Below are 15215 nucleotides of genomic sequence, written 5' to 3'. Positions count from 1 at the left end.
CGCCCAGGATGGGCGCCGGCCGGGGCGCGTTATGGCCTGTGCACGGTCGGGTCGCTGCGCGTGATGGCGCGCGGGACCGCGAGGGGCGCGAGTTTGTCCGGATTTCGGATGATGTAGAGGTTGGTGATCCGGCCGTCGGCGCTCTCGAGTAGGCAGGCGGCCTCCTGCCGATCGCCGTCGTAGATCGCGATCGCAGGGGTGTGGTTGTAGGTCGCCGACTCGAGCCGCAGGCCGGGCACCCGTCCGACCATGTGGAATACGTCGATCACAATGGTGGCCACATCCTGCGCTCCCCGTGCCCGCGGGCCGGCCGCGCTGACCTTGCCTCCGCTGTCGGTGGTGAAGGCGACATCGGGTGCGAGCAGCGCCAGCAGTCCGGACAGGTCGCCGGTGGTCGCCGCCGCCAGGAATCGTTCGGTGAGATCGGCGGTGCGGGCGGAGTCGACGGGCCCGAATCGGTTGCGTCGCGCTCGGACGTGAGCACGGGCACGGTAAGCCATCTGGCGTACCGCGTTCGCGGATTTGCCTATCGCCGAACCTATTTCGTCGTAGGCGAAGCCGAATACCTCGTGCAGCACGAAGATCGCGCGCTCATCGGGAGTGAGTGTTTCGAGCAGCACCAGCATCCCCATCGATACCGATTCGGCGAGCACCACATCGGTGACCGCATCCTGTTCGCTGATCAGCAGCGGCTCGGGCAGCCACGGGCCGACGTAGTCTTCGCGTCGGCGGGAACCGGCCCGTACCGCGTTGATAGCCTGCCGGGTCACCAGTTGTGCCAGATACGATTTGGTATCCCGCACGATCGCGAGATCCACCCGGGACCAGTGCAAGTAGCTGTCCTGGAGGACATCATCGGATTCCGTCGCGGAGCCCAGGATTTCGTAGGCGATCGTGAACAACAGCGGTCGCAGCAAGGTGAACCGCTCGGAGTGTTCGGTAGTGGCGGTCATCGCGTGACGTTCTCCGCCGTCGGCAGCGGGTGCCGGTGTCCGGCACCCTTGTAGATCGAGAGCGAGCCGGGTTTGCGGGCTTCCTTCCGAATTCCCGTCACCGCACCATTACTCGCCGCCTCCTTGATCGGGACACCCCAGCGACCGCCGAGGTGAAGTTTTCCGGCCGTGTCGTCACGGTGGCTGAACTGCACCGCCGCGGCGCGGCGGCCCAGGCTGATACCGGTGCCGATGAACCCGATGTTCAGCATGCCGGGACAGGTGCCGGCGATGCGGGCCAGGACGGTATCGGCGGCGTGCAGACCCAGCGGCGCGGCGGCCTGGCAGCTCATACGCAGCGGCCGGCCCGAAGGTGCGGCGGCGTCACCGGCCGCGATGATGCGATCGTCGCCCACGCTGGTCAGTGTCTCATCGGTGAGTAGCCGGCCGAGCGCATCGACAGGCAGGCCGCTGTCGGCAGCGAGATCCGGCACACCGAATCCGGCGGTCCAGATCGTGAGGGCGCCGGCCAGCACGGTGCCATCCGCCAACATCACCGCGTCCGGCCACACCTTCGCCACCCGCGCATCCTCGCGCACCTCGACCCGGTTCGAGGACAGCCATTTCAGCACCGAGCGCCGGGCCGGTTCCCGGAACGTCGGCGCCAACCGGCCGCCACCGACCAGCGTGACGGCGCGGCCCTGATCGGCCAGTTCGGCGGCGGTTTCGATGCCGGTGGGGCCGCCACCGACAACGGTGATACGGGCATCCCGGGCCAATTCGTCGATCGCGGTCTGCAATCGTTCGGCGTGTTCCCACTCGCCGATGGGGTGGGCGAATTCGGCCGCGCCAGGTACGGAGGTGGGCGAGTGGGCGGTACTGCCGACTGCGTAGATCACGTAGTCGTAGTCGAGAACACGCCCCGATTCGAGCAGTACAGTGCGGGCGCCCGTGTCGATTCGGGTGGCGCGGTCGACCAGCAGCCGCACGCCGTTGCCGAGCAGCGTGTGGTAGTCGAGCGTGGCGCTGCGGGTTCGGGCGACGAACTGGTGGAGCCGAATACGCTCGACGAATCGCGGACGGGGATTGACGAGCGTGACGGTCACGTCCTGGCGTTTGCGCAGCCGGTTGGCCGCCATGACGCCTGCGTATCCGCCGCCGATGACGACGATTTCGGTAGTGTCGTTGTGATCAGTCATGCCCATCAGACACCGGACAGCCCCCCGACGTAACACGGCGTGACACGCGTCACCTAGCAACAGCCGGAATGCATCCTCACCCCGGTGCCGGCAGGCTAGTGCGGGCCGAAGAATTCGGTGAGGGCGGAGGTGACCGTGGCCGGATCGTCCTCGTGGACATTGTGTCCGGCGCCGGGGACGATCCGCAGCTTCGCCGTGGGGATCAACCGCGCGAGCGGCTGGGCCTGCGACGGATCGACGACACGGTCGTTCTCACCCCACAGGATCAGCGTGTCCGCGCGGACCTCGCTTGCCTCCCGCTGTACGGTCGCCAGATCGAGGTGACGAGGCTGCTTCCACATGGCGGTCCGATTCTCCGGACGGCTGAGCGGGGTCCAATACGTGTTGGTCAGGTCCTCGGTGAGTATGTCGGGATGCGCGTAGGCGTCCCGCAGGCTCGCTCGATAAATATCCCTGGTCATCGCCGACGTGGCCAGTTCACCGAGGACCGGCTGCCGCATCAGTTGCATGTTCGCGTTGAGCCGGGTGTCGAGGACCAGCGGCGCGAGCAGTGCCAGACGATCTACCTGTTCCGGATACCGTGCGGCGAAATCCACTGCGACGGAACCGTTCAGGGAGTGCGCGAGGACGGACGTATGCGTGAGTCCGATCGCGGAGACGAACTGGCGCAACGCATCCGCCATGGCATGCACGTCGTATCCGAAGTCGGGATCGCGCAGTGTCGTGTACCCGGTGCCGGGCGGATCGACGGCATAGACGGTGTGGTCTGTGGCGAGCGCCGGGATGATGTCGCGGTAGGTGTACGACCATAGTGTCCCGCCGGGCAGCAGGATGAGCGGCGGTCCTTCGCCCGCTTTCCGATAGTGGAACCGCGCCGCCGGGGTGTCGGCATACAGCCATTCACCGGGCGCCGGGTCCGCGCCCGGATCGGCCCGGGCCGGCGCCACCATACCGATCACCAGCAGGACCGGCGCCGCCACGAGTACCCACCACCGCCGGCGTCTCCGCTGTGGTGTCCCATCGGCCGTCATCTACTTCCTCCTTCTTTTGCTGTGGCGGACAAGCGTTTCCGCTGTCGCTCAGGACCGGCGCACCGCGACGACGTCGAATTCCAGCGTGACCTTCGGGCTGACCATGCCGACGGCCGCCTTCCAATGCACGCCCCAGTCCTTACGGTTGACGGTGGTGCTGCCGGTCAGGCCGAGCCGGACGATCCCGCGCGTATCTCGTTCCCTGACAGTCGATTCGAAGTCGACGGTGACAGGTGCGGCGACGCCGCGGATAGTCAGATCGCCGATGGCTCTGAGGGTGGTTGCGCCGGTCTGTTCCACCTCGGTCAGAGTGAAGATGATCGTCGGGTGGTCGTCGGCGCCGAGGAACTTCTTTGCCACCAGATCGTCGCGCTGCTTGTTGCGGGTGTCGAGGCTCTGCGCCCGAATCGTGAGCTCAGCGTTCGACTTCCACGGGTGGTCACCGTCCAGGTGCGCGCTGCCCGCGAACTCGCCGAAGCGACCGCGCACCCTCGTGGACATCGTGTGCCGGGCGATGAACCCGATTCGGGTGTGCTCGGTATCGATGACGTAGTCCCCGGTCAGTTCACTCGACTCGATGTTGCTCGTCATGGTTTGTCCTGTTCATTGATTGAGTGCGGCTGGCCGTCGACGTCGCCAAGCCGGCGACGTAGCCGCTGCCGATCGCCACGACTGTGGGCGAATGCCGTTGTGTTCGGGCACGCCCACGCGACACCGCCCACGACTGCGGGATAACGACATGTGATGCAAGTCATAGCCTCGCAGGCCCGGAGTGAATGCCCCCAGCTCCGGCAACCATCAGCAGCATCGAAGGATGCGAGCGATCCTCGAACGGTCGGCTCACGACAGCGACCAGGCGGCGCCGCGTTCGGCGCGCACGATCAACGACATCACCCGGACCCTCCGGTACCTGACCGACGGACTCGCATGATTCGCGGGATGCTGACCCGACCGGCCGGCGCCGGCCGGTCGGGTCAGCTGCGATCTGCCGTCATCGTGGCGACAACTGGTGACACCGCAGCGACAGTCGACTCGATGCTGGTGCGGTAGCGCCGGGTGCGTCTCGGCCGAACATATCCTGCACACCTCGACGAAAATCACGGAAAACCGCATAGGGCGGCGTGGTGTGCACGGTTATGCGCGGCGACATGCCGACGGGACCGTATGGGGTGGCGGTGCAGGTCGAGAGTCGCCGCACGGAATCACTTCATATGCCGTGCGAAGAACTGGTCTCCGTAGTCTCCCTCGAAGTGCGGGACGCCGGTGTGCCCGCCCGTGTTGGCGTGCAGCGTCTTCTCCTTCGAGCCGAAGGCGTCGAACAGGTCGAGGGCCTGCTGCCGGTCGTTTCCTTCGTCGTCCCACTGCAGTAGGACCAGCAGCGGGATGGTGACCTGCCGGGCCTCGTCGAACATGCTGCGGGGCACGAAACTTCCGGCGAAGAACACGGCAGCCACGATGCGTGGCTCGACGACCGCCAGCCGGATCGCGATGGCGATCACCCCTCCCGAGAACCCGACCGGCCCGCCGATCTCGGGCAGCGACAGGAGGGCGTCCAGGGTGGCCCGCCATTCCGGTACCGCCTTGTCGACCAGCGGTAGGACGAGCCGGTCCACGATTTCGTCGTCGACCGGCTCGCCGGCCTGAACCGCCCGGCGCAGATCGGCGCGGGCCTGCTCGGCGTCGGGGGAACGGGGCCGGTCACCGCTGCCGGGGAGTTCGATCGTGGCCGCGGCGTAGCCTTGCGCCACGGCGCGCCGGGCCCGGCCCGCCAGACGGGGATACATCTTGTCCAGTCCGCCGGGATGGCCGAGCAGCATCAGCGGTGTGGGTGCGGAGGCGGATGTCGGCGTCCACAGGATGCCGGGGATCTCGCCGAGGGTGAACCGGCGTTCGAGGACGTCGTCGTCGAGACGCTGTTCCGAGGTGAAGTGCATGGTCGTGCCTTTCGGGAGTGCTTTCGCGGCGCTCCCGGACGACCTATCGCCCGACCGTGACCCCTGAGGGGAGCACCCATGTCGTTGCTGCGTTCACGGGTACCACCTCCTCGTTCTCTGGCACGGCTGCCGGAAAGGTAGCAGTGGTCCCGGTTGTCCGGCAACAGGTTTTCGCGCCGATGTGCGGCTACCTACACACGCGATCACGGGTGCTCGCAGTCGCAGGTGTGGTCGTCGGTCTGGTGCGGGCCGAGGGGTGCCGGGGTGGGGCAGCAGGTGTCGCCGCGCCAGGCGTTCGCCCCCTCCTTCGCCGCGATCAGGGCGATGACCAGTGCGGCGATCGGATCGGCCCACGACCATCCGAACAGGGCGTTGAGTAGTAGACCGACGAGCAGGACCGCGGACAGATAGGTGCAGAGCAAGGTTTGTTTGGAGTCGGCGACCGCGCTGGCGGAGCCCAGTTCGCGGCCGGCGCGTCGCTGCGCGGCCGACAGGATGGGCATGACAACCAAACTGACTGCGGCCAAACCGATTCCGATGGGGGAGTGGCGAGCTTCACCGATTCCGAGCAGGCCGCGGATCGAGTCGACGGTGACGTAGAGCGCGAGAGCGAAGAACGAGAACGCGATGATGCGCAGCGCGATCTTCTCCCGGGCCTCCGGGTTCGGTCCGGCGAATTGCCACCCCACCGCGGCCGCGGAGGACACCTCGATCACCGAATCCAGTCCGAACCCGATCAGCGCGGTCGACGACGCCCGGCTGCCCTCGGTGAGCGCGATGATCGCCTCGATGACGTTGTAGGAGATGGTCGCGGCCACGAACCAGCGGATCCGCCGCGCCAGCACGGCACGCCGCTGCGTCGACGGACCGACCGCCACGGCCGACGGTCGACCCGGCATACCCAGCGACTGCGACATCAGCAGCAGCCCTCGGTATCGGCGGCGGGGCAGCAGGCCGGATCGACCGCGAGCACCAGCCCGAGCAGGTCTTCGAGGGCGGCGGCGATGCGGTGGTCGGCGAGTTCGTAACGGTTGCGCCTACCCTCGGGGACCGCTACGACCAGCCCGCATCCGCGCAGGCACGCAAGATGATTGGAGAGTATTTGACGGGAGACCCCGATCTGCTCAGCCATCTCCGCCGGATAGGCCGGGCCGGTGCGCAGGCTCAGCAGGATCCGGGTGCGGGTCGCATCCGACAGGGCGTGCCCGAAGCGGGCCAGCGCGTCGGTGTGGGCCACAGGCAAGGTCTGCATAACGCAAACGGTACATCGAAATCTGTATACAGAAAAGAGTGGATTATTGCTGGGTGCTCTTCGGGTGAATCTCGAGCTTGCATCCGGTACCGGGGTACAGGCTTACCGTCGAGATATGACGATTTCTCCGGTTCAGGACGACTGGGTGCGCTGGGGCAGTGTTACGTGTAGACCGTCCGAGCGCTCCCGCGGTGGTACTGGGCGCCGGATCGGCCTGGAGCTCGCCGAGAACCGGTGCCGGTGGCAGGCCCGCCCTGCTGTGCCCAGGACTGTGGCGCGACACTTTTCAGACTCGCCGATTCTTGAAGCAGGAATCGCGCGGAATCACCGACTGCGAGCCGCCCGGCCGACTCGCTGCGCCGGTCGACTACGCCTGTGATCCGTCGAGCCCGCCGTTGCCCACGATGCTGGTGAAGGCGTCCCACTCAGCGGGGGTGAACACGAGGGCTGGGCCACCTGGGTTCTTGGAGTCGCGGACGCCGACCGCGCCACCGTCGAGGAATGCGACCTCGACGCACTCCTTCGTGCCCCCGCTTCGACTGCTCTTGAACCACTTCGCCCCGGATAGATCAGCGCTCACCCTAGATGCTCCTTCGCTATCTGCCGTAACGTGATCCTGCTGCGTGCCGCATCCAGTGCGGCAGACTGCATGACCTCGTATGCTCCAGCGTACCGACGGAGGCTAGCGGGTTTCTCCAAATACAGGTCACCCGTGTAGGTTTCCGCGTATACGACGTTGTGGTTGGCGTGACCGAAGCGCAGCATCACGAATGGACCGATCGCCTCGCCTACCGGCACGCCGGCGGTGAATGGAAGAATCCGAATGTCGATATTCGCGCGTGTACTTATATCTGCCAGGTAGCGCACCTGGGAACTCATCACTTTGCCGCTTCCGACGACGCGACGAAGAGCCGCCTCATGAACGATGAGTTGCAATCCAACCGGCCGGACCTTGCGAGTGACGAGTAGTTGCCGTCGCATTTTGAGGTGGACATGCCGTTCGATCGCGTCATCCGTGCCGTTCGGCAATGCGTTTCGCGAGAGTACCCGGGCATAGTCGGGGGTTTGAAGTAGACCGGGGATCAGTTCGGGCTGGTATGTCGCAATCTCCTGTGCGGCGGTCTCCAACCCCACATAGATGTCGAAGTCGGCCGGAATCAGATCGTCGTACTCGTGCCACCAGTTCTGTGTATCGGCCTGCTGGGCAAGACCTTTCATCGCCTCGACCTTCTCCGGATCGAACTCGTACAGCCGGCAGTACGCCTCGATCTCGGGAACCGACAGTTTCTGGGTGAGCCCCTTCTCGATCCGCATCAGGGTCGGCGCCGAGCGTCCGATATGTGCCGCGGCCTCGGCCAGGCTCATGCCGGTTTCCTCCCGGGCCTGCCTGAGGTAGTAGCCGAGCTGGCGTTTCGGCAGGGACAGCGGTTCCCCGCGTTCGGCCATCGAATGCCCCTTTCTATGCGTTGCGAAGTGAAATGGTGCCTCTGGGTTCCTGTAATCCGTCCTGGCGCTTTGCGGCACTTCCGGCGGGATTTCATGTCGCGCACGCGGACCAGGCCGGTCGATGGTGTTCTGGTGCTGCGACCGACGCGAAACCATGACCGCTCCTGCGGTCGGCACAAACAGAGGAACCTGACGAATCGCTAGTGCGGCTACAGGTGGAGTGCGCCCCCTGTGCCACGGCTACCGCACATGATAGCCGAGTCGTACCCGCCCGGCGAGCGCCGGTCCTGAATTGCATTCCAGCCCAACGTCTTCGAAGGAGGGACAACCAGTGCCGTACCCGCCGATCGACGAGGATGCTCTCCTCGCGCTACCGGATATCTGCGATCTCTCGCAGATCGAACTGGCCCACGATCTGATGCAGCATCACCGGAACTGCCGTATCGAACTGTGCGCGTGGAAACAGGTTGCCTATCGAACCCTCGTGCATGTCCGGCGGATCGAGCCGCCGCGGTTGAGCCCGCGCGAGCGTGCGCATCGGCGCGGCATCGAATTCCCGGTCGGCAGTGACGTTTCCGGTCTACCACGACAGCGCGACGTGCCGATCGAAACCTTCCAGCAGGTGCTCGCCGGGCTGAACGAACTCGCGAACGATCTGTACCCCAACACTATTCGTGACCGGTGAGCGATGGGAACGTGGAACGCCCTGTCGAGCGTCGTCACGGTGCTGGCGGGGTGCGGCGTCGTGCTGCTCGCCGTCGGATGCTTCTGGCCGAGCGATGATCCTCCGCGTACGGGGCGCGTCGAGCGATGGAACGGCGCGAACACCGGGCCGCCGATCACGCGGCTCACGGACTGGAGCTGTGCCCCGCCCGCCCGGTCCTTCACTACGGCCGAGGCTCATCACTGGATGCAGATCCATCGCGACCACGACTGCCCGCGCAAGCGTGAGGCCTTCGCCGCGCTGGTCGCGGCCGGTCGCATTCGTCCCGATTCCACCCGCCCGAACACCCTCAGGAGCGACGACGATGAGTGATCGCGAGACCAATACATCGGCAGCGCAAGCAGATCCGATGCCGGAACGCGTTCCCGAGCTCACCGCGCGCGCCGAAACCGCCGGCTACGTTCTCCTCCGTAGCGTCCGCCCGCAACCGGAATGGAAACTGCTGGACAGGGAAAGTGGGGAAGAGGTCTTCTGCGCCGCTGAACTCGACGCGATCGAACAATGGCTCGAGTCGTGATCCGTCCTATCGCGACGTCGATGTGGTCGCACGCCGCCGGGTTCGTCCCGCGCGGTGCCGGCCGAGCGACACGCCGCCGCGCATGTCGCCCGGTGCGCCGGGTTCGGCGGCGAACACCCGGTCACAGTCTCTGTAACGTGTTCTAATTCTGTGATGACAGGCGTACAGGGATGGGCGGATCCGGCCTTCGAGGCGGTCCGCGAGGTGTTCGCCGCCAACCTGGGCGAGGGGCGTGATCTGGGCGCCTCCGTGGCGGTGTGTGTGGACGGGCGCCCCGTGGTGGATCTGTGGGGCGGTGTCGCCGACGAACGCACCGGGCGGGCATGGGGGCAGGACACGGCCTGCGTCGTCTTCTCCTGCACGAAAGCGGTCACCGCGACGGCGGCTCTCGCCGTCGCGCACGACGTCGGCATCGACCCGGACGAGCCGGTCGCGGGGTGGTGGCCCGAGTACGCGGTCGCCGGCAAGGAATCCACGACGCTCGCCGACATGCTGACCCATCGCGCCGGGCTGCCCGTCTTCGAGCAGCCGATCACGGTGGCCGAGGCCGCCGACGCGGAACTGATGGCGCGCACCCTCGCGGCGCAGCGCCCGATGTGGCGGCCGGGTAGCGAACACGGTTATCACGCATTGACTTTCGGCTGGCTGGTGGGCGAATTCGTACGCCGCCATACCCAGTCGACGGTCGGTGAGTATGTGCGCGGCCACTTCGGTGCGGAGCTGCGTATCGGTGTTTCCGCCGACGAGGCCGCCCGAGCGGCGCGCCTGGCCCGCCCGCCCGCCGCCGAGATGGTGTGGACCGACGACAGCGGGCCGATCGATGCGGACGCGGCGGCCCGCGTGGCAGAGGCGTATCGCGATCCGGATTCGCTGCTGATGCGCTCCTCGTCCAATCCCGCTGCGGCATACAATAATTCGGATGTGCTGGCGGGTGGGTGGCCGGCCTCGGGTCTGGTCGTCACAGCTCGGGCTCTCGCCGGCTTCTATCGCGACCTCGTCGCGGGAAAGCTGTTGCCGCAGGCGGTACTCGCGGCGGCCAAGAGGGAGCGGGTGCGCGGGGTGGACGCGGTGCTGCAACTCGAGACGGCGTTCGGCTGGGGATACATGCTGCCGTCGCAGAATTTCGTGCTGCCGGACATCGCGGCACCCACCGCGTTCGGGCATCCCGGCGCGGGCGGCTCGATCGGCATTGGTGATGTCGACAACCGGGTGGCGATCGCGTTCGTTCCGAATCTGCGCCGCGACTGGCTCGCCGGTGACCGCCGAGCCTACGACCTGGTCGCCGCCGTCTACGACTGCCTGTGATCGTTGCCGGCAGGCTTGGCCGCCGGCGGGATTCAGGCGAATGCGGCCGCTCTGCGGAGGGCGTCGAGGGTGGTCTCCGGTGATGTGTTGAAGCAGAACCGGATTCCCGGCGCCGCCTCGGCGAGGAGATTGACCACGCGCTCGAAGAGCAGGGTGTGCTCGGGTATGGCTCGCACCGCCCCGCCCACCATGACGAGGTCGAACGACCGGGTTGCCAGCACTGCGCGGATGTCGTTCTCGGCCTCCTCGGGCGACGCGGAGACAAGGCACGGTGTGATGTCGAATTCGGTGTCGCGCAGCGCGGCGTTGGCGGCGTCGACCCTGGCGGTGAGTTGCTCCTCGTCCAGATCGGGAAGACGACTGTAGTCCAGCGCTCGTGGATGCAATCCGATGGTCAGCGCGCGGAGCCGGGCGGGATCGGTCATCGTTCTCCTCCGAGAAGGGGGCAGTTGTCCACATGGGACGATGGGCCTGTTCGGCAATTTAGCTTTGAAAGCAAAGGTATTTGAGGGAGAAGGGTATGTCAACGGAGCACGACGGGCTGTCCCTGGACGAGAGCGTCCGGGCGATGGTGCTGCTCATGCCGCGACTGGTCGGCCGGGCGAAACGCCTGCCGGTGCCCCACGCCCTGCGATCGTTCGATCTGGCGCCGCGCCATCTGTCGTTATTGACGTACGTGCTGTTCGACGGGCCGCTCACGGTCAACGAGCTGGCGAGGCGACTGGAGGTGGCGCCGACCACCGTGAGCCTGATGATCGGCGACCTCAGCCGCCAGGGCGTCCTGGAACGCCGCACCGACGACAACGACCGGCGGCGCACCCTCGTCGCGATCGCCGACGCGCACCGAAAGGCGGTGGCGGACTGGCTCGGTGGCGCGGATCGGGGGTGGCGCGCCGCGCTGGGCCCGCTGACCGCAGAGCAGCGGGCCCTGGTCATCGCGACACTGCGCGCCTACGAGGAAGCGGTCTCCGCCGGCTGACGTCGAAAGTGCCTGTCAGGGCTCGAGATCGACGACCCCTGTGCCGCTCGCGATGTCGAACGGTACCGACACCTGGTCGTGCGCGATCAGCCAGGTGCCGTCGATCTTGCGCATTCCGTAGGTCACCCGGACCCACATACCGCTGTTGGCCACCCCGTTCTTCATCGTGCCGTGCAGCCGGGCGAAGGCGTGCCCGAACGCCACGTCCTCGCCCACGGTGAAGGTCAGATCGCGAATCTCGTAGTCCACGTTCTCGAAGAACAGGAAAACCTTGGCCCAGTTGTCGAGTTTCGCGGTGATCCCGACGTGCTGCAGTGGCGGTTCGACATCGAAGGACACGACGTCGGTCGCGTACGCCTGCCGCACGGCGTCGAGATCCTTGGCGCGCAATCCGTCGACCACCCGGTCGATCTGCCGGCGGATCTCGGCTTCGTCGGCCGCCAGCCGATCGGCGCGGGACTGAAAATCGTTGGATACGGTCATGTTCGGCTCCTCAGGAATTGGCGAGAGTGGTTTCGGCGCCGGCCCGCAGCGGGGCCAGCGCGGTGCTCCACGCGACGACTTGGTCCAGTGTTTTGTCCAGCGCGGCGGCGTGATGGTCTCGCGGGATGAACGTGGTGTGGTTCTCGAAATCGGTGAGCACCGAGATCGAGACCTGATAGCCCACATCGGCCATCCCCAGCGAGCTGCAGACCGCCCGCAGCTGCACGACCGCGCGGGCGCCACCGTTCGCGCCGTAGGAGACGAATCCGACCGCCTTGTCGACCCACTCGGCGAAGACGTGATCGAGGGCGTTCTTCAGCACCCCCGGCATCCCGCCGTTGTATTCGGGCGTCACCAGCACGAAACCGTCGAACGGTGCGATCCGCTCGGCCCAGGCCCGGGTGTGCGCGTGCACCGAGGGGCCGAACATCGGCGGCACCGGCTCGTCCAGATGCGGCAGCGGGTGATCGCGCAGATCGATCAGTTCGAACTCGGCATCGCCGCGACGCGATGCCGAGTCCAGAACCCACTGCGCGATCTGGGCACCGTTGCGGTTGGGGCGGGTACTGCCGAGGATGATGCCGATTCTGGTCATGTCCGGAGCTCCTGGATGGCTGAAAACTGGTACGTCCTTTCGACGACGCAGCCGCCCGGAATGTCAGGCGATGGTCGTGCCCGGCGGCTCGCGGGCGTGACGGTGGGCCGGGACCCGGTTGCGCGCTGTGGGGATCGGCGCTGGTTACGATCGGTTTCATGCTGCGAGGACTTGCTGGTACGGCCGTGGTGGTCGGTGTGGCGCTGGCCGGTGCCGCCGGACCGGGTCTGGCCGAACCCGCCCATACCGCATTCGCCGCAGGCACCGAGGGACTGGATCCGCTGCTGGCCGCCGCCTACACGATGGCCGAACGCCAGGCCCACCAGCAGGGTGTTCCGCTCGAGATCGTGTCCGGGCACCGCACCCGCGACGAACAGGAACAGCTGTGGGAGCAGGGCATCGCCACCTACGGCGGTCCCGACGCCGCGCGGCGGTGGGTGCTGCCGCCGGACGAATCCACGCACGTGACCGGTAAGGCCATCGACGTCGGCCCGCAGCAGGGCGCACAGTGGTTGCAGGACAACGGAAATCGGTGGGGGCTGTGCCGGACGTTCGACAACGAGTGGTGGCACTTCGAGTTGCAGACCTTCCCCGGCGGCGCCTGCCCGCCCCGGTGGCCCGACGCCAGTGTCCGTCCACACCGGTAGCGCGAAACTCGCGAATCGGATAGCTACCAATCGGTATTCAGCAAACTTTCGGAGACACGCCGATTGTCCTGTCCAATACCGGTGTGGCGCACTCGCGGATGGGGCACTGTAAATGTCTGGCGGTTTCCCGGCAGACGGGTCGGGACGCTCGAAGCGATGGAGGTTCGGGTGCAAGGGCGGGTTCCGGTACGGCGGAGCGGTGCGATACGTGGCAATGCGGTGCACAGCGAGACCGGACCGGACATACCCACGGTCCAGCTGATCCCCGAGACCGGTCTGTCCTCGATACCGTGCGGATGGCTGCTGCCGGAACTGCCCACCGCCCTACTGATCGCGGTCTTCGTCGGCACCGGCTGGGTAGGCTACGCCGCCTCCGACCGGCCGATTCCCGATCCGCCGCTGACCGTCGTGGTCGCACCCGGCGGCCGGGATACGCTGTCGGTCACCTTCGGCGACCGGTGAGCCGTGCCGGGTGCGAATGTGCCCGGCGCGCAACGAATTCCGTTCAGCTGGTCGGTTCCAGCGCCTCGTCGAAGGTGATGCCGCCCTCGACGGTGTGCGGGGTGCGGCGCCGGTTGGGCGAGCCCAGGGCGGTGGTCAGATCGGAGCCGTCGTGTTCGGCCAGCAGCGCCGAGGAATCCCATACCAGCAGCGTCGCGCTGACGGTGTTCTCGGCGGCCGAATGCGCGAGATCGTAATGCGCGCACGCGGGCACGTGGTCGTAGGTGATCCACAAGTCGTAGCCGGTCATGAACAGGTCGAGATCGAAATCGACCGACAGGCCGAGCAATTCGCTGCGACCGTTGTCGTCGACGCCGGCGAACGCCTCGTCCAGTGCGAGCAGTCGCGGCGCCTGCGGATCGGCCGAATCCAGCATCACGTGCGCGGCGGCGAACAGCGGAAGATGCAGCGACACCGACTGTTCGCCACCCGAGAGCGCGCTGTGCCGCGCGACGGTGAGCCGATCCTCGGAGCCGTCGGCGGTCACCAGGGTGAACGAGAACACCCGCCACGTCCGATAGTCCAGCGTGGTGGCCAGAATCTCCGGATAGGACCGTTCCGGATGCGCCGCGCGCGCCGCCCGGATCTCGGCGGCGAAATGCGCACGCACAGTGGCCAATTCGTCGGGACCCAGATCGGTAGCGGCGCGGTCCAGCAGTTTGCACACCGCGCGCGCCGACTCCGACAGATTGTCCGCCAGCACCCAGTGCACCCCGATGGTGTTGCCCGAGGACATGCGCCGCTGCTTCATCTCCGCGCCCATCCGGGCGATGAGATCGCGGGCGTCGCAGGTGCGTTCGTGGATCTGCTGCGCCAGCCCGGTCAGTAGCGCGTCCTCGAGAATGCGCCGCTCGGCATCGGTCAGCAGCAGTTCCTGATCGGCGCGGGCGGCGGCGATGCGGTCGGCGAAATCGGCGAGCGCCGCCATCCCGTTGTCGTCGTGCACCTGGACCACGGTCAGGCCGTCGGCGGCGTCCCATTGCAGGCGGTAATCCTGGCGGGCGGAGGCCAGGGCGGCGTCGAATTCCTGTAGCGCCGCGGTCACCGCGCTGCGGGTCGACTTGCGGGCGGACTCCCCGGCGCGCACGGAAGTGGTGGCGGCGCAGAGGTTGTCGAACAACTCGTGCACCTCGAGGGGCAGGACGGCGGTCTCGTTCTCCGGCCCGCCGGATTCGATCCGATACAGCAGCTGATCGGCCGTCGACCAGGCCGCCGGCGAACCAGGCCACCGGCTCTCGGTGGGCGCGCCCAGCAGCGAGAGCAGATCGGGCCGCGCGTAGGGCGCGAGTTGCCGGACGTCGGTGAGCAATTCGGTCAGCGCGGTGCCGAGCGACTCGTGGGCGGCACGATAGGCGCCCTCGGCCGAACCGACCGCTTCGATCGCCTCGGCGGCGGCCTTGCGAGCGGCCCGCTGTTCGGCGCGGGCGGCGTCGATGCGCTCACGGGCCTGCTCGAGTTCGCGGTCGATATCGGCGGCGTCCGCGCCCAGCGCCTCACGCAGCGTCTCGAGTTTGCGCAACTGCTCCTCGTAACCGGCCCGCGCGGCTTCGGCCTCCTCGGCGAAAGCCTCGGCCAGATCCCGGGATTCGGCGAGCCGGTCGTTGGCCTCGCGGGCGCGTTCGGCCTCGCGCTGCTGGTCGCCGCGCAGCCGCAGCAGGGCGGTGCCGGTG

20 protein-coding genes are annotated in these 15215 nt (G+C 67.2%); 7 read left to right on the top strand and 13 right to left on the bottom strand.

Going from position 1 to position 15215, the window contains the following annotated elements; all coding sequences use genetic code 11:
* Positions 1 to 29: 29 nt before the first annotated feature.
* The 9 genes from sigJ to NE2_RS29705 form a co-directional block, all read right to left on the bottom strand.
* Positions 30 to 953, bottom strand: a complete 924-nt coding sequence (gene sigJ, locus NE2_RS29745) for an RNA polymerase sigma factor SigJ (RefSeq protein ID WP_063031474.1) — start codon at positions 951 to 953, stop codon at positions 30 to 32.
* Positions 950 to 2131 carry an NAD(P)/FAD-dependent oxidoreductase gene (locus NE2_RS29740; protein WP_063031526.1) on the bottom strand — a complete coding sequence of 394 codons (1182 nt, stop codon included), beginning with the start codon at positions 2129 to 2131 and terminating at the stop codon, positions 950 to 952. Before NE2_RS29740 ends, sigJ begins: the two co-directional genes overlap by 4 nt.
* Before the next feature lie 95 nt (positions 2132 to 2226).
* Entirely contained in the window at positions 2227 to 3162 is a 936-nt protein-coding gene (locus tag NE2_RS29735; RefSeq protein ID WP_084494419.1) for an alpha/beta fold hydrolase, read from the bottom strand.
* 48 nt (positions 3163 to 3210) lie between these two features.
* Positions 3211 to 3753 (bottom strand): YceI family protein, encoded by a 543-nt coding sequence (locus tag NE2_RS29730; RefSeq protein ID WP_063031470.1) that lies wholly within the window; start codon positions 3751 to 3753, stop codon positions 3211 to 3213.
* 611 nt (positions 3754 to 4364) lie between these two features.
* Positions 4365 to 5096 (bottom strand): dienelactone hydrolase family protein, encoded by a 732-nt coding sequence (locus tag NE2_RS29725; RefSeq protein WP_063031468.1) that lies wholly within the window; start codon positions 5094 to 5096, stop codon positions 4365 to 4367.
* A 203-nt stretch (positions 5097 to 5299) separates the two neighbouring features.
* On the bottom strand, positions 5300 to 6013 hold the full coding sequence (locus NE2_RS29720) for a cation efflux transmembrane domain-containing protein (RefSeq protein WP_063031467.1): 714 nt from the start codon (positions 6011 to 6013) through the stop codon (positions 5300 to 5302).
* Positions 6013 to 6348 (bottom strand): ArsR/SmtB family transcription factor, encoded by a 336-nt coding sequence (locus NE2_RS29715; protein WP_063031465.1) that lies wholly within the window; start codon positions 6346 to 6348, stop codon positions 6013 to 6015. The genes NE2_RS29720 and NE2_RS29715 overlap by 1 nt, the downstream gene beginning before the upstream one ends.
* 367 nt (positions 6349 to 6715) lie before the next feature.
* Positions 6716 to 6928, bottom strand: coding sequence for a DUF397 domain-containing protein (locus tag NE2_RS29710; RefSeq protein WP_063015787.1), 213 nt, complete (start codon positions 6926 to 6928; stop codon positions 6716 to 6718).
* On the bottom strand, positions 6925 to 7794 hold the full coding sequence (locus tag NE2_RS29705) for a helix-turn-helix domain-containing protein (RefSeq protein WP_063031462.1): 870 nt from the start codon (positions 7792 to 7794) through the stop codon (positions 6925 to 6927). Before NE2_RS29705 ends, NE2_RS29710 begins: the two co-directional genes overlap by 4 nt.
* Positions 7795 to 8125: 331 nt before the next feature.
* Here NE2_RS29705 and NE2_RS29700 point away from each other — a divergent pair, with 331 nt between their 5' ends.
* The 4 genes from NE2_RS29700 to NE2_RS29690 all read left to right on the top strand — a co-directional run bounded on the left by NE2_RS29700 (position 8126) and on the right by NE2_RS29690 (position 10340).
* Entirely contained in the window at positions 8126 to 8479 is a 354-nt protein-coding gene (locus NE2_RS29700; protein WP_030518355.1) for a hypothetical protein, read from the top strand.
* A gap of 3 nt (positions 8480 to 8482) precedes the next feature.
* A complete protein-coding gene (locus tag NE2_RS29695) occupies positions 8483 to 8830 on the top strand; it encodes a hypothetical protein (protein ID WP_063031459.1) in 348 nt (115 codons plus the stop codon).
* Positions 8823 to 9035 (top strand): hypothetical protein, encoded by a 213-nt coding sequence (locus NE2_RS36045; RefSeq protein WP_146165162.1) that lies wholly within the window; start codon positions 8823 to 8825, stop codon positions 9033 to 9035. The genes NE2_RS29695 and NE2_RS36045 overlap by 8 nt, the downstream gene beginning before the upstream one ends.
* 153 nt (positions 9036 to 9188) lie before the next feature.
* The gene (locus NE2_RS29690; RefSeq protein ID WP_063031456.1) at positions 9189 to 10340 is read left to right on the top strand and encodes a serine hydrolase domain-containing protein; all 1152 of its coding nucleotides are present in this window, start codon (positions 9189 to 9191) and stop codon (positions 10338 to 10340) included.
* A gap of 32 nt (positions 10341 to 10372) precedes the next feature.
* Here NE2_RS29690 and NE2_RS29685 read toward each other — a convergent pair whose 3' ends face one another.
* On the bottom strand, positions 10373 to 10765 hold the full coding sequence (locus NE2_RS29685) for a hypothetical protein (RefSeq protein WP_063031454.1): 393 nt from the start codon (positions 10763 to 10765) through the stop codon (positions 10373 to 10375).
* Between the two features lie 95 nt (positions 10766 to 10860).
* Between NE2_RS29685 and NE2_RS29680 the strand changes: the two genes are divergently transcribed.
* On the top strand, positions 10861 to 11319 hold the full coding sequence (locus NE2_RS29680; protein WP_084494418.1) for a MarR family transcriptional regulator: 459 nt from the start codon (positions 10861 to 10863) through the stop codon (positions 11317 to 11319).
* A 15-nt stretch (positions 11320 to 11334) separates the two neighbouring features.
* Here the strand turns inward: NE2_RS29680 and NE2_RS29675 are convergent, their stop codons facing one another.
* On the bottom strand, positions 11335 to 11802 hold the full coding sequence (locus tag NE2_RS29675; RefSeq protein ID WP_063031452.1) for a YybH family protein: 468 nt from the start codon (positions 11800 to 11802) through the stop codon (positions 11335 to 11337).
* Positions 11803 to 11812: 10 nt separating this feature from the next.
* On the bottom strand, positions 11813 to 12397 hold the full coding sequence (locus tag NE2_RS29670) for an NADPH-dependent FMN reductase (RefSeq protein WP_063031450.1): 585 nt from the start codon (positions 12395 to 12397) through the stop codon (positions 11813 to 11815).
* Positions 12398 to 12555: 158 nt separating this feature from the next.
* On the opposite strand from NE2_RS29670, the gene NE2_RS29665 reads away from it, so the two are divergent.
* Both NE2_RS29665 and NE2_RS29660 read left to right on the top strand, forming a co-directional pair.
* Positions 12556 to 13044, top strand: a complete 489-nt coding sequence (locus NE2_RS29665; RefSeq protein ID WP_063031448.1) for a M15 family metallopeptidase — start codon at positions 12556 to 12558, stop codon at positions 13042 to 13044.
* Positions 13045 to 13263: 219 nt separating this feature from the next.
* Positions 13264 to 13506, top strand: a complete 243-nt coding sequence (locus NE2_RS29660) for a hypothetical protein (protein WP_146165161.1) — start codon at positions 13264 to 13266, stop codon at positions 13504 to 13506.
* A gap of 43 nt (positions 13507 to 13549) precedes the next feature.
* On the opposite strand, the gene NE2_RS29655 is transcribed toward NE2_RS29660, so the two are convergent.
* Positions 13550 to 15215 (bottom strand): SbcC/MukB-like Walker B domain-containing protein (locus NE2_RS29655; protein WP_267888199.1); only part of this gene is annotated, 1666 nt, incomplete at its 5' end.

It is taken from the genome of Nocardia elegans NBRC 108235 (assembly GCF_001612845.1).
GTDB lineage: Bacteria > Actinomycetota > Actinomycetes > Mycobacteriales > Mycobacteriaceae > Nocardia > Nocardia nova.
This window is presented reverse-complemented; position numbering and strand designations above follow the sequence as displayed.